Genomic DNA, 25,765 nt, shown 5'->3' on the forward strand with positions numbered 1-25,765 from the left:
GGTGACATCATGTTTGTGGATCAAGCGAAAGTGTTTGTAAAAGGGGGGGACGGTGGAAACGGAGCCGTCTCTTTCCGCCGGGAAAAATACGTGCCGCTCGGCGGACCGGCTGGCGGTGATGGAGGGCGTGGCGGTGACGTCGTCTTTGTCGTTGACGAAGGACTGCGTACACTGGTCGATTTCAAATACCAGCGGCATTTCAAGGCGCCGCGCGGCGAGCATGGCCGCAACAAGGCGCAGCATGGAGCTGGTGCCGAGGATTTGATCGTCCGTGTACCCCCGGGAACAACGGTGGTGGACGATGATACGGGAGAGGTCATTGCGGATCTGGTGGAGCACGGCCAAAGGGCTGTAATCGCCAAAGGAGGACGTGGAGGCCGCGGAAACATGCGTTTTTCTACGCCAGCCAATCCGGCACCGCATATCTCCGAAAACGGCGAACCGGGACAGGAACGCTACATTACGCTGGAACTAAAGGTAATGGCCGATGTCGGGCTGGTTGGGTACCCTTCTGTAGGGAAATCCACCCTGCTTTCTTCTGTGACGGCAGCGAAACCGAAAATTGCCGAATATCACTTCACGACCATTACGCCCAATTTGGGTGTCGTGGACTTGGGTGAACGCAGCTTTGTCATGGCCGATTTGCCCGGTCTGATTGAAGGAGCCCACCAGGGTGTGGGACTAGGCCATCAATTCCTGCGGCATGTCGAGCGTACCCGATTGATCGTTCATGTCATTGACATGGCCGGAGTGGACGGCAGGGACCCTTATGAGGATTACATTCAGATCAACAAGGAATTAAAGCTGTACAACCTGCGGCTGGAAGAGCGTCATCAGATCGTCGCAGCGAACAAGATGGATTTGCCAGAGGCAAAGGAAAACCTGAAGCGCTTCAAGGAAAAACTTCCTGATGTGACAGTTTTCGAAATCTCGGCAGCCACTCGTCAAGGCGTTCGGGAATTGATGTACGCCGTGGCGGACTTGCTGGATACGCTGCCGGACAAGCTGACAGTCGAAGAGGTGGCAGAGGTCGAGGAGCGCGTCGTATTTCGTGCCGAGAAAGAACCTGATCCATTCTTCATTACCAAGGAAGAAGACGTATTTGTGGTCAGTGGAGAGAAAATCGAAAAGCTGGTGCGCATGACGAACCTGAACAGCTATGATTCGGTCCAGCGTTTTGCCCGCATGATGCGGAATATGGGTGTTGATGACGCTTTGCGCAAGCATGGGGCGCGGGATAAAGATACCGTTCGGATCGGAGATTTTGAGTTTGAATTCGTGGAGTGATGAATGGTATGGCTGACGTAGTTTCCCTGGCGTCTTTTCTCGCTGACAATCGATTGCATCGCGGTGCCGTCCTGCAGATGATCCTTGCCAAGCAGCCGCAAGGGTCTCTGACAGTGATGGTCGAGCACGTTCAAGCAGGATACCTTATTGTGTCTTATTCGCAGGAAAAAGAGCAGCGCCCGCCGCTTGTCGGCTCCCGGGTTCGACTGCGCTGGGAAACAGATGCGACCGTTACTTCGCTGGATCTGGAAGTCATTCAGGAAGAGACAATCTGGCCGGTGAAAATGGCTCGACTGCTTCCGGTCGGGATTGAAATTTCCACAAAAGGTGAATTGAAATTACTCCAGCCCAACGTTACGGTAAAGATTCCGTATAAAGTAATGGGGGCCCGCCCTATCGAAGAGAAGGCAGAAGGGGTTCTGCTATACTTCTCACCTACCAGGCTCGTCATGAGTACGGAAGGATATGTCGCGGTCGGGGAGTTTCTGCACCTATCCTTTGAGATCCCCTCGGTCAAGCAGGAGCTGGTGGCGATGGCCAAAGTCGTGGAAAAAACGTTTCAAGATGGAAAAGCCGTCGTGAAGCTGATCTTTACCGATATCGATGAAAAATACCACAAGGTCATTCGCGATTACTATCACCAACTGGCACAAACCGCTTCCTCCTGAGGAGCGGTTTTTTTTGAGCCGAAACCAAAGGGAATTACGCGTATAGCGGTCCTTTGTACATTTAGCCGCAGAGTCTTGCAAACCGTCATAGTGAAGAGAAAAGTATGCCCGGGACAAGGGCATACTTTTTTTGCGTTTAGATGATTTCGCTCAAGCGCTGTCTGTACTATCCATTGCCGCTCGGATCTTCTGTAATATGCGGCGATTGCGCCATCTTTTTCCCACGGAGGTTATCCCCGAATTGATCCAAGGAGCTTGGCTTGCCAGCGGGGTGGTTATTGCGACGTTCCGACTTGTCCGTTTTGCCTCGTCCTGCCATCCTGCTTCACCTCGCTTCGTACGTGATCCGTTTTAGTCTGCGCCAAAGGGCTAGTCTGCATGTACCTGTGAACCCGAGAACCGCTGGAATGAGAAAAATGTCGGATAAGGATTGTCAGATCAAAAGATATGGGCTATAATGTCCTCTATGTAAAAACAACTGTTTTTCTCAGGAGGACATAGCAAGTGAAGCGGGAAGAAAAGTTCTATCTGATACGGTCGGACATCCTGCCCGAGTCAATCGCCAAGACGATTGAAGCGAAAAAATTGCTGGATTCTGGCGAAGTCGATACGGTCAATGAGGCAGTAGAACGGGTCGGACTGAGCCGGAGCGCCTTTTACAAGTACAAGGACAGTATTTTTCCGTTCAACGCGATGATGAGTGAAAAAATTATGACGATCACCTTCGCGTTGGAGCACCGATCCGGCTTATTGTCAAAAGTCCTGCAATTCGTCGCAGACTTGGGCGGCAATGTACTGACGATTAACCAAACGATTCCGCTGCAGGGAATTGCCAATATCACCTTGTCCGTCGATATGGCGAACCTGAAGGTGCCGAGCACAGAGTTTCTGGAAGGGTTGCAAGAGATAAACGGCGTGCGAAGAGCGATGATTGTAGGTCGCGGATAAGTCGCCGAATTTGGGAGGAGTTCACATGGAGAAGCAAACGGTACGCGTAGGATTGATGGGGTTTGGAACGGTTGGAACAGGGGTAGTCCGGATTATTCAAGCCCACCAGGAGGATCTGCAAAAGCAGACTGGGCTTGGCATTGAAATCAGCAAAATTCTCGTGCAGAATGCGGAAAAATCCCGCAGCATCCCTTCGATGGAAAAAATCGTTACCACCGATGTTCACGATATATTGGATGACGAAGGCATTGATGTCGTAGTGGAAGTCATTGGCGGCATCTCGCAGGCTAAAGATTACATATTGGCTGCATTGGATCGTGGCAAGCACGTGGTCACGGCCAATAAGGATTTGATGGCGCTGCACGGAGGGGAAATCCTGCAAAAGGCTGAGGAAAAAGGCTGTGATGTCTTTTACGAAGCAAGCGTCGCGGGCGGCATTCCAATCTTGCGCGCATTGGTGGAAGGCTTCTCATCCGACCGAATTACCAAAATGATGGGAATTGTAAATGGAACGACGAATTACATCCTGAGCAAAATGAGCCAGGAAGGGGCCGATTACGCGGAAGTGCTCAAGGAGGCCCAAGCTTTGGGCTATGCGGAAGCAGACCCCACCTCCGATGTGGAAGGCTTTGACGCCGCCCGTAAAATGGCGATTTTGGCAACGCTTGGCTTCCGCGTTCCGATGAAGCTCGAAGACGTAGATGTAAAAGGGATCAGCCGCGTATCCAAAGAGGACATCGCCTACGGAAAAAAACTCGGCTACGAGGTGAAATTGCTCGGTTTGGCCCGTCGCGACGGAGAAGCCATCGAAGTAAGCGTACAGCCTACCATGGTGGCCAAAAGTCATCCGCTGGCATCGGTAAACGGTGTGTTCAACGCGGTTTACGTGCACGGGGAAGCGGTTGGCGAGACGATGTTTTACGGACCGGGTGCAGGCGAGCTGCCGACGGCAACAGCGGTAGTTTCCGACCTCGTGACAGTGGTGAAAAACATGAAGCTCGGCGTAAACGGCCGCGGCATGGTAGCTCCATACAAGGAGAAAATCCTGAAGGAAGACAGTCAAAAGCTGTCCAAGTACTTCCTCCGCATGGTAGTGGCAGACAAGCGGGGTGTACTTGCTCAGATCACACAGCTTTTAGCGGAGAAAAATATATCTCTCGAGCAAGTCGTTCAGCAGCCGTACAACAACGGTCAGCAGGCTGAAATCATCCTGGTGACTCACTCGGCGGCCAAAGGCGACATGGACGCGGTACTCACCTACATGGAAGAAATGGACATCGTTCATGAAATCAAAAGCTGCTACCGGGTAGAGGGAGGAGAATAAACATGGACCAGGCACCATCACCGAACATGATCAAACGGCACACCGGCATCCTGGAGAGGTACCGCAGCTTTTTGCCAGTGACGGAAAACACCCCGCTGATCAGTCTTCACGAGGGAAGCACGCCGCTCATTCATGCACCGAACCTGAGCGAGAGACTGGCCGTTGAGCTTCACTTTAAGTATGAAGGTCTCAATCCTACAGGCTCATTCAAGGATCGGGGCATGGTCATGGCAGTAGCCAAGGCTGTAGAAGAAGGCAGCCGCACCATCATGTGTGCTTCCACGGGAAATACGTCTGCCGCTGCCGCTGCTTATGCAGCCCGCGCTGGACTTCGCTGCATCGTATTGATACCAAATGGCAATATCGCCCTCGGAAAGCTGGCTCAGGCCATCGCGTATGGGGCGGAGGTTATCGCGATCGACGGCAACTTTGACGAAGCTCTGCAAATCGTCCGCGAAATTACCGCGTCAGAGCCGATTACGCTGGTGAACTCCGTCAATCCGTACCGGATCGAAGGACAAAAAACCGCGGCGTTTGAAATATGCGACGCGTTGGGAAAAGCGCCGGACATTCTCGCTATCCCTGTCGGGAATGCAGGAAATATAACCGCCTACTGGAAAGGCTTCAAAGAATATCGTGATTTCGGCTTGATCGACAGCCTGCCAAACATGTACGGTTTTCAAGCGGCCGGAGCGGCTCCGCTCGTACTGGGGGAAACCGTATCCAATCCGGAAACCATCGCTACGGCCATCCGTATCGGCAACCCGGCGAGCAAGGAAGGAGCGCTGCAGGCCGTTTCCGAGTCAAACGGTCTGGTGGACAGCGTGACGGACGACGAGATTCTGGAAGCGTACCAAATGCTGGCCAAGCATGAAGGCATCTTTTGCGAACCGGCTTCGGCTGCGTCGCTCGCGGGTATCATCAAGCTGCGCAGGCAAGGGAAGCTGTCGGATGGCGCACAGATTGCCTGTGTCTTGACCGGAAACGGTTTGAAGGATCCCAACATTGCTTTGAAGCTGGTCGGCGAAGAGCCGCGGTCGATCCCGGCCACCCGTGAAGCGGTGATGTCGTTCATTGCCGAGAAAGCAGGGATGGCATGATGGAAAGTCGTTCGCAAGTTCGGGTGAATGTACCCGCGAGTACGGCCAATATGGGCCCAGGCTTTGATACGATCGGCATGGCCTTTCAATTGTACTCCTCGGTGGAAATAGCGGTAGCTGAGACGACCGCAATCGAACTGATCGGACCTGAAATGCAAGGGCTGCCTGCCGACAAGAGCAATCTGCTGTATGAAGTAGCTGCCGGGCTGTTTCGCGAAGCAGGACAGTCCGCCCCGGAGCTGTATATCCGGGCCGCGAGCGATGCTCCGTTGACCAGGGGCTTAGGGAGCAGTGCGGCAGCCATCGCTGGTGCACTGGTGGCTGCCAACCACCTTTTAGGCGAGCCGTATACGCGTGACGAGCTGTTCCGGATGGGGACTTTGCTGGAGGGACACCCGGACAATATAGGGGCGTCTTTGTTTGGCGGAGTGGTAGTTGCTACCATGCCTGAAGAGAAGCATCAAGCCATTCCGTATGTTCGGCTCGATCCGCCCGACGAGCTCAAAACGTTGGCGATCATCCCGGATTTTCCGCTCTCCACGGAAAAAGCGCGAAATGTCCTGCCCCAGATGTACAGCAAGCAGGATGTCATATATAATGTTGGTCATAGCAGTTTGCTTGTGGCCGCATTGGCGCAAGGCAGACTTGACCTGTTGAGCCAGGCGATGAAGGATCGGATGCATCAGCCGTATCGCGCCGAACTGGTACCCGGCTTGTCTGAAATACTGGAAGGAGCGGCTGAAAGCGGTGCTCTGGGTGCTACTCTTAGCGGTGCCGGCCCCACTATCCTCTGCTTTTATCAAACAGAGGAGGATTTGCACAACCTCAGCGGATTTATAGAATCTGTCATGAGCAAACATGGCGTTTCTTATCGAGCGATGCAGCTGAAACCGGATAAGCATGGCGCACAGGTGGTATTCGAAGAGAGATAAATACGGATAGGAGTACTGCCATGGAGAAGAAACTTGCTTTTCTTGGGCCGCACGGAACCTTCAGCGAGGAAGCCGCGTTGGCATTGACCGCCGGGCTGCAGATTCAACGTCTGCCGTATCCAAGCATTATTGACGTGATCGTCGCTGTTGACAAAGGCGAAGTCGACTACGGTGTCGTTCCGATTGAAAACACGATTGAGGGCACCGTGAATACAGCATTGGACTGGTTGATTCACGAAGTGGACCTGCCGATCATGGGGGAGCTGGCGCTGCCTATTTCCCAGCATCTATTGGTAGCCAAGCGGGAAGAGCAGCTGGAATTGTCCGCAATTGAACGAATATTGTCACACCCGCATGCGATCGCCCAATGCCATAATTTTATTCGGGAGCATCTGCCCCAGGCTGTGATCGAGTATACGAACAGCACGGCAAAAGCTGCGCAGACTGTCAGTGAGCATCCGGAAGAGCCATGGGCTGCGATTGGAACCCGTTTAAATCCGGAAATTTACCCACTTTCTTTCGCGTGGCAGGAGATTCAAGACTATTCCAACAACTATACCCGATTCCTGCTCATCGGCAAAGAGCCGTTGGATCTGCCCTCCTCCTCCAAAGAGAAGACTACCATCCTGGTGACACTGCCAGAGGATTTTCCCGGAGCGCTTTATCAGGTTTTGGCTGCCTTTGCGTGGCGCAAGATCAACTTGTCAAAGATTGAATCGCGTCCGACGAAAAAAGGGTTGGGCAGCTACTATTTTGTAATCGATATCGAACAAAAAATGGATGATGTGCTGCTGCCTGGAGCCTTTGCAGAAATTGAGGCGCTGGGCTGTCAAGTCAGACAGCTTGGCACGTATCCGTTTTACATGTACAAAGCCACCTGAGCAGGTGGCTTTTTTATTGTCCAAAAACCGGGTGACAAAGATGGGCGTCAACCCTTTTTTAACCGGGTGAGCAAAACGCCCATGGGTGCATACCATGGTAGGGAGTTTCCGAGAGGGAGGAGAAACAGTGAGAATCCATGTAGTTCAAAAAGGCGATACCATGTGGAAAATCGCAAAAAAATATGGAGTGGACTTTAAAGAACTGCTTCGCCTGAACAGTCAAATTAAAAATCCCGATCTCATCTACCCCGGCTTGAGGGTTAAAATCCCGTCAATGGGGATTCCAGTCCGTCCGCAGCAAAGCAGACCATTTTCATCAAGTGAATCTCCTCAGGCAAGTGAAAGTCAAATCTTTGGGGAAACGGAATCTCCCCGGGTAAAAGAGCGCCCGATCCAGCAGCCAGCCGAATCTCCCCTGGTAAAGGAACGGCCAATCCAAGAGCAAAAGGAGGCTCCGCTGCCGCAGCCGGAACCACAGCCAGCACCGCAGCCAGCACCACAGCCAGCACCGCAGCCAGCGCCGCAGCCAGCGCCGCAACCAGCGCCGCAACCAGCACCGCAGCCGGTGCCGGAAGTGCCGGAGCGGATTGAGACACGCCCGATGGAGCCCTCGGAGGAAGAGCCGGAGATGGAAGAGGATATACCTGAGGACATTGATATTGAATCGGAAGAAGACTTTGACAGGGAAGAAAGCATGGAGATCGAATCCGAGATCGAAACACCTCAGGCACTCCCCTTTATCCCAGATAATAATATGCCACCTGCCCTCCCGCCACTGCCGCCTGCACAGCCTCGTCCGCCGCAGCGAGTCTCACCATTGGCCGAAGCTCCTGTCCTTCCACGTCCGATCATGCCGCCTACGCCGAAAAAGACCAGTCCACTGCCAACACCTAGGCCGAAGACGCAGGTAAGCCCGCTGCAGCAGCCCGAGCCGAAGACACAAGTGAGTCCGCTGCAGCAGCCGGAGCCGAAGACACAAGTGAGTCCGCTGCAACCGCCGCTGCCGAGGACACAAGCAAGTCCATTGCAGCCGCCGCTGCCGAAGACACAGGTAAGACCAGTGCAGCCGCCAATGCCGAGGACACAAGTCAGCCCGCTGCAGCCGACCGTGCCGCCGACACTAAAAGGCCAACAGCAGCCGTTCCGTCCCACTCCAAGAAGACCAATGCAACCGCCAACCCAGGTGAGCCCAGCGATACCGCAGCAGCCTTACTACCCATATCAGCCGCCGCAGCCTTACCATGATTTTGTGAGACCATGCCCGCCGTGCGGCCAGCCACCGATTATCCCAATGCCGCAAGTGCAGGCAGAGGTACTCCCGGAAATGATGCCGTTTTGTCCACCCATGCCGTATCCGAATATGATGCCGCCAATGATCCCGCATGTAATGCCAGACTTTATGCCGAATATGATGCCAGATGCGATGCCAGACTTTATGCCGAATATGATGCCAAATGCGATGCCAGACTTTATGCCGAATATGATGCCACATACGATGCCGGACTTCATGCCGAATATGATGCCACACGCAATGCCGGACTTTATGCCGGACCACTTGCCGAACATGATGCCGCCTGCTTACCCTTATTATCACTCGCCAGAGGAACCGTATGGAAGTTATCCCCGTTCTCGTAAACAGAGAAGAAGAAGAACGTATGTTGAATCCTCTTCCAGCTCATCTGGTCACAGAAGACGCAGGGGGGAGAGTCATCACATAACGCCCGATTCCGATGATTGCGGCCGCGGATACCAGCATATAGCTTACCAAGAGTCATATCCAGATTCCAAAGAGAAGCCGGCTCTCCCAGCACCGGAAGTGTGGCCTGATTGGGAAACGGGATATGACGAATCTTCTTCCTGATTCCCCGGACATGAACAAATCCATTGTTCCGTCTCTTGAAAAAGCATTCCGCTGCCGTATTTACGGGGTAAAACCTCGTCGGAACGTGAATTACCTGAAAACGGATCGGGGCCATTGGATTTTGAAAGGGTATAAACAGCGAGAGAAAGCAGAGTGGGTGACAAAGCTTTCAGAGATACTCCGGGATAAAGGATTTACCCATACCGTTAAGTACGTGTCTGACTATGAGGGAGAAAAGATTTTTCCCTTTCAGGGGAAGTACTATACGATTATGAATATGATCGATGGACGTGAATCGGATAACGCTTCTCTTTCCGATGTCAAGAGAGCGGCGATGACCCTCGCCAGATTTCACCAGGCCGCTCGTGATTTTCCGCTGGCGGAGCCATTTCCGTTTGATGGAAAGCCAGCGCTGATCGATAAATGGGAAAGCAGACTGGAGCATTTCGAAAAGATCACCTGGCATATCGAGCAGAAAGAACCGCAAAATCGGCTCGAACAGCTGATTTCAGAAATGGCGGAAGATGCAATTCGCGAAGGGCGAGGCACTCTCCAGGCTGCTTACAAATTGCCGCTGACAGCGGAGCTCTACGCGTCTATGGAACAAGGCACGCTAGCACACCGGGATGTGGCCAGCCACAATTTTTTGCTGACTCCCCGCGGCAGCTGCTACTTAATCGACCTCGATACAGTCGGGCAGGATATGCAGCTTGTTGACCTCGTCCAATTCATGGGGAGAATGCTGCTTCTTCAAGAATACCGAATGTCTTCCTTTATTGAAGCGATTGAGGCCTACTGCCGCATTCAGTATTTGAGCGACACGCAAATCTGGATGATCCACCAGCTGCTCGGTTACCCGGACAACTTGCTGCGTGAAGTAACGGGTGTTTACGGCAATCGCCCAGGTTATCATGTACGAGGAGTACTGCAGTTGGTACAGATGGAAGCCAGACTCCGCGAGGCGCGTCAAAGCTTCCTGCAATCGGGGGAACATCTCTTCCGTCATTCTCCATGGGGGGAGTATCATTTTGTCGGGTAAAGAAAAAAGCTGATGGTCTATGCCATCAGCTTTTTTCATGTCGAAGGTGCCGTATAAAAGCCGCTCCTGCTTATTTGGAGCCTGCTTTGGAAAGATCGATGCTGAACTTCGCAAATCCGCTTTCCAAGGTGTTCAGGTATTTCAGATGAGGCATTTTTTCCGCAAATGGTTTTGCATCCGGAGAGGTGGTAAAGGTTACGTTTACCTTTTCTTTCACCGGAGCGAAGGACCAGTTGTTGTCCGCAGCCGGGTTGATTTCTTTTTGGCTAAGGATATAGTCGATCACGATTTGACGATTTTCGTCAGGAGAGTCGATGACAATGGTAGTACCATCAGCGCCCGGGAATTTCCCGCCGTTATTCGCGCGGTAGTTGTTGGTGACGATGATGAATTTATCCTCCGGTTTGACTGGCTTTCCTTCGTATTGCAGGTTTTTAATGCGGTTTGCATTCGGATTGACCACTTTTCCTTCAAGGTCGAACTTGGACGGCTGGGTTACATCGATTTGATAGGTTACGCCGTCGATCACATCAAAGTTGTAAGTCGGGAATGCTTCATTGATGAGCGGTTGCTCTTCTGTTTTCTTCACGTCAATCTGGTTGAACTGACCGGCGGAGCGCTCCAGCCAATCCTTCAATTGGGCACCGTTGACCAGTACGCCTTTCAGCGTGTTCGGATAAATGTACAGGTCGGACACGTTTTTGATCGCGATCGTACCAACAGGGATGTTCGTGTAGTAAGCGGCTCCGTTGCGGCCGCCTGCTTTAAACGGTGCACCCGCAGACAGGACAGGGATGTTTTCGTATTCCGTTCCTTTGATATTTTTCTCTACGAACCATTTCTGTGCATTGGTCACGATCTGGATGGACGGATCATCCTGTACCAAAGCGAAATAGCTGAAGATGGGGGAGGTTGTGGTACCTACCGAAGAGCGCACCCATGCGACCGTGTGATCGTGATCTTCCTTCACCGCTTCGACGATCTTCTGGTCTGCATCAGCAAGCGATTTTTTCTCTGTTTTGTCATAGATAGGCACCGCTTTGGTAGTAGCTTCAGCTACAGTCCATTTGCCATTTTCCTTTTTCAACGTGAGATCGATCACACCGAGATGGCTGCCCCAGAATCCGGGCATGACTGCCGGTTTTCCGTTGATCAGCCCTTTTTCGTTGTCTACGCCAGGGATGTTTTCAAAGCCGGCTCCCGGGAATACAGAGTGGGAGTGGCCGAACAGAACGGCGTCAATGCCGTCTACTTTGGTCAATTGGTAGCTGGCGTTCTCCAGGCCAGGGCCCGCTTCTACCGGTCCGATGCCCGAGTGAGGGATCGCGACGATCAGATCGGCACCCTTTTTCTTCATTTCCGGAACAAATTTTTTCGCAGTTTCCACGATGTCCTTGGCAATCACTTTGCCTTGCAGGTTCTCTTTATCCCAGTTCATGATTTGCGGAGGCACGAAACCGATCACGCCGACCTTGAGCTTCACGTCTTTGCCGGCCTCATCCTTGAAGGTGCGGTCCAGGATCAGGTAAGGCGTAAAGTAGTTTTTGTCGTTGTCAGGATTTTTGTCCTTGTCATCTACGTAAACGTTTGCATTTACATACGGGAATTTGGAGCCCTTCAGGCTGCGCTGGAGGTGTTCAAGCCCGAAGTTGAACTCATGGTTTCCGATATTCCCCGCATCGTAGTTCAACAGATTCATGGCTTTGTATACAGGGTGGGTTTGTCCATCTTTCAGCGGCTCAATCTTGGCTACATAATCACCAAGAGGATTGCCCTGGATCAGGTCGCCGTTGTCGAAAAGCATGGAGTTCTTTGCTTCGTCACGAGCTGCTTTGATCAGTGTTGCGGTTTTTGCCAGTCCGAATTCATCCGTCAGCTTGTCCTGGTAGTAGTCGTAGTTGACGATGTTGGTATGAAGGTCAGTCGTTTCCAGGAGACGCAGTTTAAGCGTAGCTTCCGCATTTGCGCTTACCGTATTGTACGGGAAGGACAGTACGCCGACAGCTAGAGATGCAGTCAGTAAACAACCGACAAGCTTGCCTGTGCTCACCTTTTTCATAAATTAGCATTCCTCCATTAATAAAGAAAAATATGACAATCACAGCCAGTTTATCATCGAATGAAAGGAAATGGTAGAAATTCCTTTGTGAATTTGTCGTAAAGATGGGAATGTTGGGGAATGAGGGTATGCTTTTCTTCCATTTCGGCCAAAATGGTAGGAAAACGAGGCAGAAGGGGTTCTATGGAAAAATGAGACGGCAGTGGATGATCTACACGTCGTGGGCTGCTGCTCTGGCAGCTGGTTTGGCAGGAGGCGTTTTGCTTGACAATATGTTTGGAAAACAGCAGGACGGACTGCTTTTTCTCAAATCGTCCGAAAGCGTAGGGGCGATGAGCAACAGCTATCAGGTCGTTCTGGCGAAAACGTATCTGTGCGGTGTCAAAAAAGAAGAAGTCTCCCAGATTCCGCGAAACGAGCTGGCGCAAACCTTGGCTGCGCATAATGGCTCGGAGATCGTGGCGGCCGAGGCGGACAAGCTGATTTTGTACAAGCGCGAGAACGATATTGCGCCCGAGTGCAAGGAGAACGGCCACTTCGGAATATCCAAGGACGGGATGCTAACGCTGTTCAACGGCTTGCCAGAGGAGGCGGAAGTCGTCCAGACGTTTTACCGGATTAATACGGAAAAAATGGAGGCAAGGCTGTCGAAAGAACAGGTGGCTTCACTCAAAAAAGGCATCCGCGTCCGCGACCTGGCTGAGTACAACAGCGTCCTGTCCACTTTTGGCGAGTTCCAGATCGGTGCAGGAAATGAGTAGAAGGCTTTCCCTTGCAACAAGGGGAGCCTTCTTTTTCTTCTGGGAGGAAATGCGGGAAGCTTATTCTGCTGTTATGCTGCAGATTCGCCACGGGTCAAGCGGAGACAAGCGGACCAGCGAAAAGGTCCACAGTTCTTTTTGTTCAGGTCCTTGCCGGTAAAAAAAGGAGACGCGAACAGGGATTTCGGCAGTAAGCGAGGCATCGTCATGCCACTGATCAAGCTCATTTTGCCGCTTGATGGAGTCGATGTTCTCCAAAAAAGGAGGCAGCGGGTATGGACCAGCCGCTACTTTGAGGGAAAAGAAGTCGTGCTCGTGCAAGGAGGTCAGAAAATAATCGACCAATTGCCGCGGGTCGGCTGTTTGAATGGCTTCGTACAGCTTTCCGGACGCTTTCAGTATCATCAAGCTGTGACCCGGATCCGGTTCGGTTTTTCGATGGGTGGAGCTTCCTTGAAAATGGATGCAGAAATGGCCAGGAAACTGGTTTCCCGGGATCCCTCCTGCTCCGTGAGGCATGCCGTGCATGGAAGCCGCGTAGTGCTTTCCGTTGACCCGGACCAGAATGGCCCGTCTCTTCCAGCTCCACTTCCCTTGATAAATCTGTTTCATGATCAGTGTGTCTTCACGGGTAAGGGGCTGCACATCGGCATGCCTGCTTCCTGCCCGCCGCTGTACGCGAAAGCTCTTGCCGGTCTCCAGATCAATCACAGTCGCATAGCTCATGCGCTTGAATTCTTGGCGAGCCTCGCTCCAGGGCGTCGGTCTTCCATAGTGCCTGGCTTCCAGCAGGGATACATATGAATCGAGTTGCCCGAACGTTTTCGGGGAGAGACGCACAGCCCTTTTTCGCTTCCGATCGTAGAACAGGCTGTCGAAGCCAAGCAGGTACGAATCCGCGCCAATTTGCACAGTAGCCCGTACAGGATAAGGCTCCTGGGCAGGATTGCCTGTCGGACTATGCGTGATTGCCCGAGCCAACCCGCTCTTCTGTTCAACGGCGAGCCGGGAAACAAAAGCGGCGTTTGGCGAGACGCTGACGCTGATGGTCATTTCGTTGCGTTTTTTGGCAGCAGCTGCGGCAGGCTGAGTAAAGGATAAAGCTAGGGATAAAAGCAAAAACAGCAGAGAACGAAGCAGGTTGGCCACCTCCAGGCGAGAAGCTTTTCCTTTTCTTGTCTTAGTTTGCGCCAGAGAGGATAAGAGTGTGCATCCATTGCAAGCGAGGCAGGGACAAATTTTTGCCATCATAACAAGAGGCATCTTTCCCCATACTGATGTCAAGCGGCGGTCAAGGAGGAGTCTTTCAGCATGTCTTCGATGCCGAGAGGAAGCTACAAAGACCAGTTCCATCAGCGTTTGTACGTTCAATTAAACCAGGGGCACAACAAGCTGAACTATCGTCAGATCAACCAGATCCAGGAACAGATGCGAAATGATGTGGATGAATATGCACACATGCAGCATGACGAGGCTGATGCGCTTGGAATGAACAAACACTAGCTGCCGCCGCAAAGTCCGCCCCAGACCGGGGCGGATTTTTTCGTGTGACGAATGCAGACCAAGATGGAAATGCACGTTCGCTTTTTCCGTCCTTTATGGTACAGTAAAAGACAGAAATCAAAACTACATGGAGTTGTGAGCCATGCACATCATCGGGATTGACCCCGGAATTGCGATTGTCGGCTTTGGGGTGATAGATAAACAAGGCAATCAGTTGAAGCCTGTTCAATACGGCAGCATCCAGACAGAGGCGGGCTTGTCGGTTCCGCTCAGACTCAGGCAAATCTTTGAGGCCATGCAAACCTTGCTCGATACATACAAACCGGATGAGATGGCAGTAGAAAAACTGTTCTTCAACAAAAATGTCACGACAGCCTTTACAGTAGGCCAGGCGCGGGGAGTCATCCTGCTTGCGGCCGAGTTGGCGGGTATCCCGGTATACGAATATACGCCGATGCAGGTAAAGCAGGCTGTTACCGGATACGGAGGAGCAGAGAAGAAGCAGATACAGGAGATGACCAAAATGCTGCTTCGATTGAAGGAAACGCCAAAACCGGACGACGTGGCCGATGCTTTGGGAATTGCCATTACCCATGCGCAATTTCGAACATTTATTTCCCTTGCGGAAGGAGTACGGAAATGATTGATTTTGTGGAGGGCACGCTTGCCTATCTGGATACTGACTTTGTCGTGGTGGAAGCGGGGGGGATCGGTTACCGCCTGTTTTGTCCAAACCCCTATCATTTTGTTCGGTTCGAGGGGGCGAGGACCAAGCTTTACACCCATCATCATGTTCGTGAGGATGCCATCCTGCTGTACGGCTTTCTTACGAGGGAGGAACGGGACCTGTTCCGCAAGCTGCTGGATGTCTCCGGGATCGGTCCCAAGGGCGGCCTTGCGATTCTGGCCGCAGCGACTCCTGAACAAATCGTCATGGCAGTCCAACAGGAAAATGTCGCTTATTTGACGAAATTCCCGGGGATTGGGAAGAAAACCGCCCAGCGGCTCATCCTCGATCTGAAGGATAAGCTCACCGCCTTTACACCTTCCGCCTTCCAGACAGTAGCTGCGACAGAGCTCAAGGCCGGGGAAACAGCCGCTTCTGCTCTGCAGGAGGCAGTGGATGCGCTTGAGGCGTTGGGCTATTCAGACCTGGAAATCCAAAAAGTGCGCGGAACGCTATCGGAAGCGGCCAAAAATGGCGCAGGGGTCGAGCAATTAATCAAACAGGGGCTTGCCTTGTTTATGAGGGGGTAGCGAAGTGGACCAGCGCATCATTACGACACAAATGAACTGGGAGGAGGATGCGGCAGAGCTCAGTCTTCGCCCTCGTTATTTGCATGAATATATTGGTCAACAACAAGCGAAAGATAATCTGAAGGTGTTTATCGAAGCGGCCAAGATGCGCAAAGAAGCGCTTGACCACGTATTGCTCTACGGGCCGCCGGGCTTGGGGAAAACGACGTTGTCACAGATTATCGCCAACGAGCTGGGTGTCAGCATCCGGACAACGTCAGGACCGGCGATTGAACGGCCAGGAGACTTGGCGGCAATCCTGACCAATCTTCAGGAAGGCGACGTGCTGTTTATCGATGAGATCCACCGCCTCAACAGAAGCGTGGAGGAGGTATTGTACCCGGCGATGGAGGACTTTGCGCTCGATATTATTATCGGGAAGGGGCCGAGTGCCCGCAGTGTCCGCCTGGATCTGCCTCCGTTTACGCTCGTGGGTGCGACCACACGTGCCGGGATGCTTTCCTCACCGCTGCGCGACCGTTTCGGGGTGGTAAACCGCCTGGAATTTTACACAGTGCCGGAATTGACGTTTATCGTCAGCCGGGCCGCCGATATCCTGCAGATCGGGATTCGCGAGGAGGGGGCCGCCGAGATTGCCAAGCGCTCACGTGGAACCCCGCGTGTGGCCAATCGCCTGTTAAAACGTGTCCGGGACTTTGCACAAGTACAAGGCGACGGCGTCGTGACGGCCCAGATCGCCAGGGAAGCGCTGGAGCGGCTGCAGGTGGACGCCTGCGGGCTGGATCATATCGATCACAAGCTGCTGCTCGCCATCATCGACAGATTTGATGGAGGACCGGTCGGCCTTGACACGATCGCCGCTACGATCGGGGAAGAAAGCCAAACGATTGAAGACGTCTGCGAGCCCTACCTGCTCCAGATCGGCTTCATGCAGCGAACGCCGAGAGGGCGCGTCGCCACACCAGCCGCCTATGAACATTTCGGTCGGGAGATGAAAAAAACATGAATCCGGTAGCCAAACTGCTCATCATCGGAGGGGCTGTACTGATTGTTGTTGGCCTTTTGTGGCAAATCGGGGGACGATTTTTGCCTTTGGGCCGTCTGCCTGGAGACATCGTGGTCGAAAAAGAGAATTTCAAGTTCTACTTTCCGGTCGTCAGCTGCATTGTGATCAGTATCGTGCTAACATTGGCTTCCTATTTGTTTCGCTTGTTTAAATGAGGAATAGATGCGAAAAGCCCGCGTTCTCGTTGACGCGGGTTCATTGCTATGTGCAGATGCACGCATGACTTGCATCCGAGGACCTAAATTGTACAGTCTGGGCAGGAAATGGCCTGTTTTTGTCGAAAAACATGGGAGTTCATGCCAAAATTCGACTTTTCAACAATTCAGGTGAGAGGAAGGACAAGACGTCATGTGGAAGCGGAAGATTGGAAAAGTCCTTTCAGCGGGCCTGTTATCGGTTTCGCTACTGGCGGTGCAGATACCGGCCGATGCAGCCGGGGATACGATACGGGTTGCGCTGTTTATTGATAATGGACAGGGGTACCGGGGAGTGGTTCCTTCGGTGACATTGACAGCGGCTGGCGGGTTGGAAGTATCCATGAGAACAAAAGACGGGGCTGCAAAACTGCCGGCCTTGACAGGAGATACAGCCAGGGTACGGGTAGATGAATATCATGTGCAGGCAATCGAAACAAGCGATCTCAACCGGGCTCAGCAGGTTGCTCAGCAACTGAGTCAGCGAAAGATAGACGCCGCCATCCAGCAAAGCGAGCAAGGCGGCAAACGGATGTACCAAGTAGTCAGCGGCACCTACGACACCTTGCAAGCGGCCTCGGCGCAAGCCAAGTCAATCGCGCAAGCTACCGGTCAGCAGCCGGTGGTAAAAGGGCCGATGCGAGTGGAAGCAGGGAGATTCGGCAGTTTGAAAGAAGCGCAGGACTGGCAAACCGCCCTGTCCTCTACCGGGATATCCGCCTATCCGGTCATTTTGCTCGATGGCGGCAAGCTGTCCTACGCCGTTTGGTTGGGGGACGAGGTAAGCAAAGATGCGGTGCAAAAGCTGGCGAATAAAGCCGCATCCGCATTTCCCGGGTTTTCCTATCAAGAGGCGGCCAGCAAGTCCTATGTCGTTCTGAAAAAAGACATGCTTGGCTCGGAAGCAGTCTGGAAATACGCTTTTTCTCCGCAGGCGTCACTGACTGTAAAGCCGGAGAAAGGGGGCTCCCAATCGCTAATCGAGGTGGAGGAGCGGGATGGCCGAAAGTATCGCGGGAAAATTGAACTCTCGGAATACAAAGGCAATATGGCGGTTGTCAACGAACTGCCTCTGGAGCAATATCTATACGGCGTAGTTGGCTCGGAGATGGCGCCGGGCTGGCCGTTGGAGGCTTTGAAAACACAGGCCGTCCTGGCTCGGACGAGAGCGGTCGGCCAGGGGAACAAGTACGGAATTGCGAACCTTTCTGATACAGTCTTTGAGCAGGCGTATTACGGATTTGACAAAGAGTCCAAAGACATCCGCAAAGCTGTGGACGAAACCGAAGGAGAGGTCATTACCTATAAAGGCAAGGTGGCCGAATCGCTCTTTTATTCCAATGCCGGAGGTTTGACCGCTGACGGCACGGAAGTATGGGGAAATGAGGTTCCTTACATTCGTTCGGTCATGAGCGATGATACGGAACCGTTGGAAAAGGCGGCATTATGGTACCAGGTTTCGCTCGGTGACGGGACCTTCGGGTTTATCCGCAGCGATCTCGTCCGGGAAACCGGCTTAACCAACGCACTGGGGCTGAAAGAGGCTGTCGTGACTGGTGACGGCATCAACCTGCGCTCCGGCCCGAGTACCGCTTATCACCGGGTGTTGACCTCCCTGTCCGCAGGGACAAGCGTTACAATCGTAACAGAAGAACCGGAGGAAAATGCCTACAGCTGGATACGGGGGCCTTACACGGCTGAAGAGGTGACCGCAATGATCAATGCCAGCCAGGACAAAAACAAAGGGCCGCGCATAAGCGGTGTCGTACAGACCTTGCGTGTTACAGAGCGCGGACCATCCGGCAGGGTGCTGGAAATGGAAGCCAACGGCCGCCCGCTGAAGGTCTCTTCCCCGGATGCCCACCGTTCCATTTTCCAGCAAGGCGGAGCGGCATTGAGAAGCACAAAGTTCGACGTGGAAGAGACGGGGACATTTACAGTGTTGGGCGCTGGCGGCAAAACTACTGCCTATCCCAAATACGGGAGCGTCATGGCGATTGGAGCCGATGGTTACGCTTCGTCTGCCAATGGATACAATGACCAGTTCCTCATTTTAAACGGTTCAAATGAGTGGCGGGTCGCGACAAAGCAGCAGATGTTCCTGTTCCGCGGGACCGGTTATGGACACGGTCTGGGCGTGTCCCAATACGGTGCCAAAGCGATGGCCGAGAGCGGGTATGACTATCGGCAAATCTTGCAACACTACTACCAAGACATTTCGATTGAACAGTACTAGAATAGATACGACAACTGACAAACGAGGAGTAAGAGCTTGTGGACGTACAACAATTTGACTTTGAGTTGCCTGAACGATTAATTGCCCAGCATCCGCTGGAGGATCGAACTGCTTCGCGCCTGCTCGTCATGAACAAGCGAACAGGAGAGCTGGCTCACCGTCAATTCACCCAATTGATCGACTACCTGAATCCGGGAGACGTGCTCGTTTTGAACGACAGTCGTGTCCTCCCTGCGCGCCTGATCGGGGAGAAGGCTGACACAGGTGCAAAAATAGAGGTCCTGCTGCTCAAATCGCTTGGAGAAGACCGCTGGGAAACGCTGGTCAAGCCGGGCAAGCGGGTGAAACCGGGCACGGAGGTTGTGTTCGGCAACGGGCAATTGCGCTGTGTGTGCGAGGACGTGACAGAGACGGGAGGCAGAATCGTCCGGTTTCATTACGAGGGAATCTTTTACGAGATCCTGGATCAGCTCGGTTCGATGCCGCTCCCGCCATACATCCACGCCCAACTGGACGACCAGGAGCGGTACCAGACAGTCTATGCCAAGGAGCGGGGCTCGGCAGCGGCTCCGACAGCAGGGCTGCATTTTACGGAAGCGTATCTAAAACGGCTGGAAGAAAAGGGAGTGCAAATCGCATACATTACGCTTCATGTCGGTTTAGGCACTTTTCGTCCGGTGACAGCCGATCTCGTGGAAGAACACGTCATGCATAGCGAGTACTACGAGATTCCGCAAAAAACTGCTGAAATCGTCAATGCCGCCAAGGCGGAAGGAAGGCGGGTGATCGCGGTCGGAACGACATCCTGCCGGACGCTCGAGACGGTCGGACAGGCTCATGACGGCAAGCTTGCTGCCGAATCGGGATGGACGGACATTTTTATTTACCCGGGCTACCGCTTCCGAATCATCGACGGTCTTTTGACCAACTTCCATTTGCCCAAATCAAGCCTTGTCATGCTGGTCAGCGCTTTGGCAGGACGGGATCATATCATGAACGCCTACCGGGCCGCTGTCAAAGAGGAGTATCGCTTCTTCAGCTTCGGCGATGCCATGCTGCTGATTTAAAACCGGGGAAAGCCCGGTTTTTCTTGTGCTCAGGAGCCAGTTTCTATATAATAGGAAGGAATTACATTCTTGAGGAGTGTACATAATTTGGCTGTCCGCTACGAACTAATCAAAACCTGCAAGCAAACGGGGGCCCGCCTCGGGAAGCTGCATACGCCGCATGGGACCATCGACACTCCTGTATTTATGCCGGTGGGTACACAAGCGACCGTAAAAACCATGAGTCCCGAGGAACTGAAAGAGCTCGGGGCCGGTATTATTCTCAGCAATACATACCATCTTTTCTTGCGTCCCGGACATGAAATTGTCAGGGAAGCAGGAGGATTGCACGGCTTTATGAACTGGGATCGCGCCATATTGACCGATTCGGGCGGTTTTCAGGTCTTTAGTCTGAGCAATTTGCGCAAGATTACGGAGGAAGGCGTCTCCTTCCGTTCCCATCTGAACGGAGAAAAGCTGTTTATCGGTCCGGAGGAGGCCACGCAGATTCAAAATGCCCTGGGTGCCGACATCTTCATGGCATTTGACGAATGTGCCCCGTATCCGGCCGAGTACGATTACGTGAAAAAATCAATGGAACGAACGAGCCGCTGGGCTGAGCGTTGTCTGAAAGCGCATACCCGCCCAAATGAGCAAGCCCTGTTCGGGATTGTGCAAGGCGGCATGTTCAAGGATCTGAGGGAGATAAGCGCTCGCGATCTCGTATCGATGGACTTTCCCGGGTACGCGATCGGGGGACTGAGTGTCGGTGAGCCGTTCCCGTTGATGTATGAGATTCTCGAGCATACGGTTCCGCTGCTGCCGACTGGCAAGGCTCGCTATCTGATGGGGGTAGGCTCACCTGATGCCCTGATCGAGGGAGCGATGCGAGGCATTGACATGTTCGACTGCGTTCTGCCTACGCGGATTGCGCGAAATGGGACATGCATGACGAGCCAGGGACGGCTTGTGATCCGCAATGCCATGTATGCCCGGGACTTCGGGCCACTCGATCCGAATTGCAGCTGCTACACCTGCAAGAACTACACCCGCGCCTATATCCGTCATTTGGTGAAGGCAGAAGAGACGTTTGGCATCAGGCTGACTACGTATCACAATCTGCACTTCTTGGTGAACCTGATGAAAGAGGTTCGCCAGGCGATTGCCGAAGACCGCCTCGGCGATTTTCGAGACCAGTTTTTCGCTCAATATGGATTGAGTGAAGATAGATCTTTTTAAGGAGGACTCCCATGGAAGGTTTACAACAATTTTTACCCCTTATCATCATGTTTGTGATTTTTTATTTCCTGCTGATTCGTCCGCAGCAGAAGCGGCAAAAACAGCGTAATGCGATGCTTGCTTCCATCAAAAAAGGGGACAAGGTTGTGACAATCGGCGGTGTGCACGGAACGATTCAGGATATCTCTGACGACACCGTTACACTGCGTATCGCGCACAACGTACATGTCACTTTTGACCGCGGCGCCGTAAACAACGTGGTATCCAGCAGCAATGAGCCGGCTTCCGAGTCCAAGGAAGCGAAGGAAGAGTCGAAAGCATAGATGGCAAAGGAAAAAGAGGGTACTCCAAGTCCGTACAAGACGTGGAGCTGCCCTCTTTTTTGCGCCTTCGTTTGCATGCAAGCCATTTTACCGCTTCGAGGTGGAGTTGACCCCCATGATCCCGCCAAAGGATGCCAGCAGAAAAGCGCCAATCAGGTAGAAAAAGGTCCCCCATTGCATCGGGGCATCAAAACCGAGAAATCCGATCAGGATCACCAGCAGGAAATAAAAGAGTCCTGTCAGACCGCCATAATACCAGCCTTTGCCGCCGCAACGGCGTCCGGTGACGTATCCGCCGACCAAAAGCCCGATCGCATTGATCACATAAGTGAAATAGGGCAGGGAGCTTTCGCGTATGGATGTGAAAGAGAGAAGTAAGGCAGCCATCAAGGCGCCCAGCAAGACCAGACCAAGCGTGTACAAAAGACCAGCAAAGACTGAAGTGGAAGCACTCCGCAAGGATAACCCTCCTTACTCGTCACGTTTGTACCATCTATATGAAAGGCTTGACCCGGGTATTCATCTTCGCGTTGAACATCATGAAGAATTTTCGTAGAATGGATGAGGAACCAGACGGGGGTGAGAAAACATGATCAAAACTTATTTCTACAACCACTCGGAACAGAAGATGTTTCATGATGTGGACCTCAGCCAGAAAGACCAATTCCTGAAATCGCCGGAGGATCTGCTCTGGATCGATCTGTACGATGTGGGAAACAACGAGCTGCAGTATATCGCCAAAATTTTTGAGTTTCACCCGCTGGCTATTGAGGATTGCCTGCACGTAAGCCCACGTGCAAAGGTGGATAAATACGATGATTATTACTTCTTCGTGTTTCACGCTCTGCGATACAATGAAGAAAGCGACGACGAAATTACAACGGTAGAACTGAACGTGTTTCTCGGGCCCAACTATATCGTCACGATCCACAAGTCGCCGATGAATACGATTGGAAGGATCGCTTCGATCTGTCACCGCAATATTTCCTATTTGAATCGCGGTCCGGATTATTTGCTGTATGCCATTGTCGACGGGATTACCGATGAATATTTCCCGATTATGGATCGTATCAGCGTGCGTATTGACGAGTTGGAAGACGAAATTTTTGACCACCAGATGGAGGAGATCACGGAGGAGTTCCTGGCGCTGAAGCGGACAATTATTTTGATCCGCCGTGTGATTCTGCCGCAGAAACGAATTTTTGCCAATGTCAATGGGCGCTATTCGTTTGACATCTCCGAGGAAAACGTTCCGTTCTACACTGACCTGACTGACCACCTGGAGCGGATCGCAGACTCTACCGAGACATTTCGCGATTTGGTAAATGGTGCACTCGATACCTATTACACCATCATTAGCGCAAAAACAACCGAGACGATGCGGGTTTTGACCATTATCTCGACCATCATCCTGCCGCTGACCTTTATTACCGGCCTTTTCGGAATGAATACGTTCAGTTGGCTTGGTGAAGCGGCCGAGCCGTACATGCTGATTGTAGCTTTGACTGTCATGATTGCGATGACCTTTGTCATGCTGCACATTTTCCGCAAGCGAAAGTGGCTGTAGGGCATTAGCCAAATTTGGAGCTTATAGTTGATGAACCTCCCGCGGAGACTATAGACAAATCTCTGCGTGAGGGGGTCGACTTCCATGGAAGAATTGCCAACGGCGCTCATGCGCACCATGTTCTCGTATTTTTTCATTTTGGTTCTGCTTCGCCTGATGGGAAAACGGGAACTGGGGAAGCTCTCCGTATTCGATGTGGTCATCTCCATCATGCTGGCGGAGATGGCTGTCTTGTCTATTGAACAGATTGACAAACAGGCCAGTTTGTTCTATATACCGATGCTGTTGATTTGCTTGCTGGAGATCGTAATCTCCTGGCTTTCACTGAAGAGCAAAAAAGTCCGGGATGTCATAGACGGCTCTGCCGATCTGATTATCGAGAACGGAGAAATTCGCGAGGATGCCATGAGGAGAAATCGGCTCAACTTTGACGATCTGATGGTGCATCTGCGGCAAAAAAATATCAAGAATCTGGCGGATGTCGAGTTTGCTGTGATGGAGCCGACCGGCCAAATGAGCGTTTTTCCCAAGCAGTCCAAGCACCCGTTGACCCGCGAGGACCTGAACTTGCCCGATCCGCCGCCAAAAGGCCCCGTAACCTTCACCGGACTGCCGATACCGCTTATTTTGGACGGCAAAGTACGTGTGGAAGCTCTGCGTAAAATCGGACAAAACGAGCTCTGGCTGAAGCGGGAGATTCGCAAATACGGGATCAAGGATATCCGGGATGTCTCATTTTGCAGTATCGACGAGCGGGGCATCATGTACCTGGATAAAAAAGACAAGCAGAAAAAACAGTAGCCGCCAACGCGTGTGTCAGCGGCGTGGAAAAAAGACGGCCAGTTGTTCCCCGATCCACGGAATGCGGCGTACGTCCTGCTTCCCCAAAATCCGGAAAGCGACAAGCAGCAAAAGGTATAAAAGCATACTGGCCACTGAACAGATCAACAGCAGGCGGCCAACGGAAACGTCGGCAAACCAGTGCGAAGCCATGTAGGAGCCGGCGTAGCCCATCGCAAACATAGCCGTGACGATTTTGCCCATCTCTACAATGTCTACCGTAAACCCGATTTTCTTTACCAGGCTGGCAATGTGCAGAAATGTCACTAGTGTAATGCCGATATTAGTCGCAATGACAGCGCCATGAATTCCAAACTCGGGTCTGGCTGTAAAGACAAACATCGCCACGGTCTTGACGACAGCTCCGATCAGTGTATTGCGAAACACGACGTGGGCAAAATCAAGTCCTTGCAGGGCGGCGGCCAGAGGCGCCTGAAAGAAGAGAAACACGGAAAACGGGGCCAATTCCTTCAGCAAGATGCCAACCTCCGATTGATGTTCACCGTAGAGCAGTCCGGAAAGAGGTTCGGCAAAAATAAACAGCAAGACAGTACAAGGTGCTCCGATCACCAGTGAAATCCGCATCGCTTGGTAGATGCGGCGATGCACGAGCGGAGCATTTTTTTGATAGGCGGCCTCTGCGACAGCAGGAACGAGCGACACGGACAAGGAATAGGTAAGAAAAGTGGGAAACAGCAGCAGCGGCACAGCCATTCCTGCAAACTGTCCGTACAAGCCGGTGGCGGCTGAGGTAGAGAGCCCGGCCAAGACGAGGGCAAACGGGACGATCATCGGCTCCATCACATAGGCGATCGAGCCGATCAGCTTGCTCATCGTAACAGGAAACGAAACGTGCAACAGTTGGCGCAAACTGTTTCGGCTGTTAACCATGGCTGCCAGGAGAGGGCGTTCCCATACCTGTGCGGCCGTTTTCTGTGTAGCCCGCCGATACTGCCAGAGGATGTACAAAAAGCCTGCTGCCTCGCCAAAGACGATGCTTCCTACCGCGCCAGCGGCAGCATACTGAATCCCCAGCGGCATAAAAGAGATGGTCATGACGACGACCAGCGCCATGCGGCAAATTTGTTCGACCAATTGGGAAACAGCTGTAGGCGTCATGTTGTGCTTCCCTTGAAAATAGCCGCGCAATACCATGGAGATGCTTGAGATGGGAATGACCGGTATGGCAGCCAGCAAGACTACATGTGCTCGCGGATCCGTAAAAAAGAGGCGGGCGATCGGGCCGGAAAAGGCGAACAGAATGATGCACAACACCAGGCTGATCGCTCCGGTTACACCGAGTGCAAGCATGAGAAAGCGCCTGGATTGGCGGGAGTCGCTCGCCGCCTCCGTCTCGGCCACATGCTTTGCGATAGCAACCGGCATGCCGAAGGTCGTCAAGGTGATCAAGAAGTAGAGCAGCGGGACGACCATCTGGTACAGCCCCATCCCTTCCGCCCCGATTATGCGGGAGAGCACGATTCTGTTGGCGAAACCGAGCAATTTGGTGACGCCGCCGGCAATGATCAGGATAATGGTTCCGTATAAGAAAGACTGTCTCATGGCAGGCTCCTTTACCGCCGAAATTTCAAGAACAGTGTGCACTATAAGAATATGGACGTGCCGCCAGCGGC

At 52.7% G+C, this 25,765-nt stretch carries 27 protein-coding genes; 21 read left to right on the forward strand and 6 right to left on the reverse strand.

Annotated features, from left to right (window positions below):
• The first annotated feature begins 9 nt into the window (after positions 1–9).
• Both obgE and NST96_RS09495 read left to right on the forward strand, forming a co-directional pair.
• On the forward strand, positions 10–1,287 hold the full coding sequence (obgE, locus tag NST96_RS09490; protein ID WP_024983973.1) for a GTPase ObgE: 1,278 nt from the start codon (positions 10–12) through the stop codon (positions 1,285–1,287).
• Positions 1,288–1,295: 8 nt separating this feature from the next.
• Positions 1,296–1,955 (forward strand): PilZ domain-containing protein, encoded by a 660-nt coding sequence (locus tag NST96_RS09495; protein ID WP_003387600.1) that lies wholly within the window; start codon positions 1,296–1,298, stop codon positions 1,953–1,955.
• A gap of 166 nt (positions 1,956–2,121) precedes the next feature.
• On the opposite strand, the gene NST96_RS09500 is transcribed toward NST96_RS09495, so the two are convergent.
• Positions 2,122–2,274 carry a hypothetical protein gene (locus NST96_RS09500; RefSeq protein ID WP_170208321.1) on the reverse strand — a complete coding sequence of 51 codons (153 nt, stop codon included), beginning with the start codon at positions 2,272–2,274 and terminating at the stop codon, positions 2,122–2,124.
• Between the two features lie 185 nt (positions 2,275–2,459).
• Between NST96_RS09500 and NST96_RS09505 the strand changes: the two genes are divergently transcribed.
• The 5 genes from NST96_RS09505 to pheA are packed head-to-tail and all read left to right on the forward strand — an operon-like array spanning position 2,460 to position 7,140.
• The gene (locus NST96_RS09505) at positions 2,460–2,903 is read left to right on the forward strand and encodes an ACT domain-containing protein (RefSeq protein WP_003387599.1); all 444 of its coding nucleotides are present in this window, start codon (positions 2,460–2,462) and stop codon (positions 2,901–2,903) included.
• Between the two features lie 25 nt (positions 2,904–2,928).
• The gene (locus tag NST96_RS09510; protein ID WP_003387598.1) at positions 2,929–4,227 is read left to right on the forward strand and encodes a homoserine dehydrogenase; all 1,299 of its coding nucleotides are present in this window, start codon (positions 2,929–2,931) and stop codon (positions 4,225–4,227) included.
• Between the two features lie 2 nt (positions 4,228–4,229).
• Positions 4,230–5,327, forward strand: coding sequence for a threonine synthase (gene thrC / locus NST96_RS09515; protein ID WP_172920373.1), 1,098 nt, complete (start codon positions 4,230–4,232; stop codon positions 5,325–5,327).
• Entirely contained in the window at positions 5,327–6,259 is a 933-nt protein-coding gene (gene thrB, locus NST96_RS09520; protein ID WP_035989400.1) for a homoserine kinase, read from the forward strand. Before thrC ends, thrB begins: the two co-directional genes overlap by 1 nt.
• Positions 6,260–6,279: 20 nt before the next feature.
• Positions 6,280–7,140 carry a prephenate dehydratase gene (pheA, locus tag NST96_RS09525; protein ID WP_003387595.1) on the forward strand — a complete coding sequence of 287 codons (861 nt, stop codon included), beginning with the start codon at positions 6,280–6,282 and terminating at the stop codon, positions 7,138–7,140.
• 260 nt (positions 7,141–7,400) lie between these two features.
• Here pheA and NST96_RS09530 read toward each other — a convergent pair whose 3' ends face one another.
• A complete protein-coding gene (locus NST96_RS09530) occupies positions 7,401–7,736 on the reverse strand; it encodes a hypothetical protein (RefSeq protein WP_342406138.1) in 336 nt (111 codons plus the stop codon).
• A 32-nt stretch (positions 7,737–7,768) separates the two neighbouring features.
• Here NST96_RS09530 and NST96_RS09535 point away from each other — a divergent pair, with 32 nt between their 5' ends.
• The gene (locus NST96_RS09535; RefSeq protein ID WP_238986204.1) at positions 7,769–9,001 is read left to right on the forward strand and encodes a hypothetical protein; all 1,233 of its coding nucleotides are present in this window, start codon (positions 7,769–7,771) and stop codon (positions 8,999–9,001) included.
• Positions 8,982–10,040, forward strand: a complete 1,059-nt coding sequence (locus tag NST96_RS09540; RefSeq protein ID WP_003387593.1) for a phosphotransferase — start codon at positions 8,982–8,984, stop codon at positions 10,038–10,040. The genes NST96_RS09535 and NST96_RS09540 overlap by 20 nt, the downstream gene beginning before the upstream one ends.
• 70 nt (positions 10,041–10,110) lie before the next feature.
• Here the strand turns inward: NST96_RS09540 and NST96_RS09545 are convergent, their stop codons facing one another.
• Positions 10,111–12,099 (reverse strand): bifunctional 2',3'-cyclic-nucleotide 2'-phosphodiesterase/3'-nucleotidase, encoded by a 1,989-nt coding sequence (locus NST96_RS09545; protein ID WP_342406141.1) that lies wholly within the window; start codon positions 12,097–12,099, stop codon positions 10,111–10,113.
• Between the two features lie 191 nt (positions 12,100–12,290).
• Between NST96_RS09545 and NST96_RS09550 the strand changes: the two genes are divergently transcribed.
• On the forward strand, positions 12,291–12,860 hold the full coding sequence (locus NST96_RS09550; RefSeq protein WP_003387591.1) for a BofC C-terminal domain-containing protein: 570 nt from the start codon (positions 12,291–12,293) through the stop codon (positions 12,858–12,860).
• A gap of 60 nt (positions 12,861–12,920) precedes the next feature.
• On the opposite strand, the gene NST96_RS09555 is transcribed toward NST96_RS09550, so the two are convergent.
• Positions 12,921–14,111, reverse strand: a complete 1,191-nt coding sequence (locus tag NST96_RS09555) for a hypothetical protein (protein ID WP_339167676.1) — start codon at positions 14,109–14,111, stop codon at positions 12,921–12,923.
• Between the two features lie 60 nt (positions 14,112–14,171).
• Between NST96_RS09555 and NST96_RS09560 the strand changes: the two genes are divergently transcribed.
• The 9 genes from NST96_RS09560 (at position 14,172) to yajC (ending at position 21,724) form a co-directional block, all read left to right on the forward strand.
• A complete protein-coding gene (locus NST96_RS09560; RefSeq protein ID WP_003387589.1) occupies positions 14,172–14,363 on the forward strand; it encodes a hypothetical protein in 192 nt (63 codons plus the stop codon).
• A 142-nt stretch (positions 14,364–14,505) separates the two neighbouring features.
• Entirely contained in the window at positions 14,506–15,006 is a 501-nt protein-coding gene (ruvC, locus tag NST96_RS09565) for a crossover junction endodeoxyribonuclease RuvC (RefSeq protein ID WP_003387588.1), read from the forward strand.
• On the forward strand, positions 15,003–15,620 hold the full coding sequence (ruvA, locus tag NST96_RS09570) for a Holliday junction branch migration protein RuvA (protein WP_243014538.1): 618 nt from the start codon (positions 15,003–15,005) through the stop codon (positions 15,618–15,620). Before ruvC ends, ruvA begins: the two co-directional genes overlap by 4 nt.
• Before the next feature lie 4 nt (positions 15,621–15,624).
• Positions 15,625–16,626 (forward strand): Holliday junction branch migration DNA helicase RuvB, encoded by a 1,002-nt coding sequence (gene ruvB / locus NST96_RS09575; RefSeq protein WP_003387585.1) that lies wholly within the window; start codon positions 15,625–15,627, stop codon positions 16,624–16,626.
• Complete coding sequence (locus tag NST96_RS09580) at positions 16,623–16,841, forward strand: DUF2905 domain-containing protein (protein ID WP_171506119.1); 219 nt, start codon at positions 16,623–16,625, stop codon at positions 16,839–16,841. Before ruvB ends, NST96_RS09580 begins: the two co-directional genes overlap by 4 nt.
• A 193-nt stretch (positions 16,842–17,034) precedes the next feature.
• Complete coding sequence (locus tag NST96_RS09585) at positions 17,035–19,116, forward strand: SpoIID/LytB domain-containing protein (RefSeq protein ID WP_024983966.1); 2,082 nt, start codon at positions 17,035–17,037, stop codon at positions 19,114–19,116.
• A gap of 38 nt (positions 19,117–19,154) precedes the next feature.
• Positions 19,155–20,183: a tRNA preQ1(34) S-adenosylmethionine ribosyltransferase-isomerase QueA gene (queA, locus tag NST96_RS09590; RefSeq protein ID WP_003387582.1), complete on the forward strand. Its 1,029-nt coding sequence runs from the start codon at positions 19,155–19,157 to the stop codon at positions 20,181–20,183.
• A gap of 87 nt (positions 20,184–20,270) precedes the next feature.
• Positions 20,271–21,401: a tRNA guanosine(34) transglycosylase Tgt gene (tgt, locus tag NST96_RS09595; protein ID WP_243014549.1), complete on the forward strand. Its 1,131-nt coding sequence runs from the start codon at positions 20,271–20,273 to the stop codon at positions 21,399–21,401.
• A gap of 11 nt (positions 21,402–21,412) precedes the next feature.
• Entirely contained in the window at positions 21,413–21,724 is a 312-nt protein-coding gene (yajC, locus tag NST96_RS09600) for a preprotein translocase subunit YajC (protein WP_003387580.1), read from the forward strand.
• Positions 21,725–21,811: 87 nt separating this feature from the next.
• Here yajC and NST96_RS09605 read toward each other — a convergent pair whose 3' ends face one another.
• A complete protein-coding gene (locus NST96_RS09605) occupies positions 21,812–22,183 on the reverse strand; it encodes a TIGR04086 family membrane protein (protein WP_003387579.1) in 372 nt (123 codons plus the stop codon).
• 130 nt (positions 22,184–22,313) lie between these two features.
• Here NST96_RS09605 and corA point away from each other — a divergent pair, with 130 nt between their 5' ends.
• Positions 22,314–23,291: a magnesium/cobalt transporter CorA gene (gene corA, locus NST96_RS09610; protein ID WP_003387578.1), complete on the forward strand. Its 978-nt coding sequence runs from the start codon at positions 22,314–22,316 to the stop codon at positions 23,289–23,291.
• Positions 23,292–23,375: 84 nt separating this feature from the next.
• The gene (locus tag NST96_RS09615) at positions 23,376–24,092 is read left to right on the forward strand and encodes a DUF421 domain-containing protein (RefSeq protein ID WP_031932372.1); all 717 of its coding nucleotides are present in this window, start codon (positions 23,376–23,378) and stop codon (positions 24,090–24,092) included.
• A gap of 15 nt (positions 24,093–24,107) precedes the next feature.
• Here the strand turns inward: NST96_RS09615 and spoVB are convergent, their stop codons facing one another.
• Complete coding sequence (spoVB, locus tag NST96_RS09620; RefSeq protein ID WP_031932373.1) at positions 24,108–25,694, reverse strand: stage V sporulation protein B; 1,587 nt, start codon at positions 25,692–25,694, stop codon at positions 24,108–24,110.
• Positions 25,695–25,765 lie beyond the last annotated feature (71 nt).

It is taken from the genome of Brevibacillus sp. FSL K6-2834 (assembly GCF_038592925.1).
Lineage (GTDB): Bacteria > Bacillota > Bacilli > Brevibacillales > Brevibacillaceae > Brevibacillus > Brevibacillus borstelensis.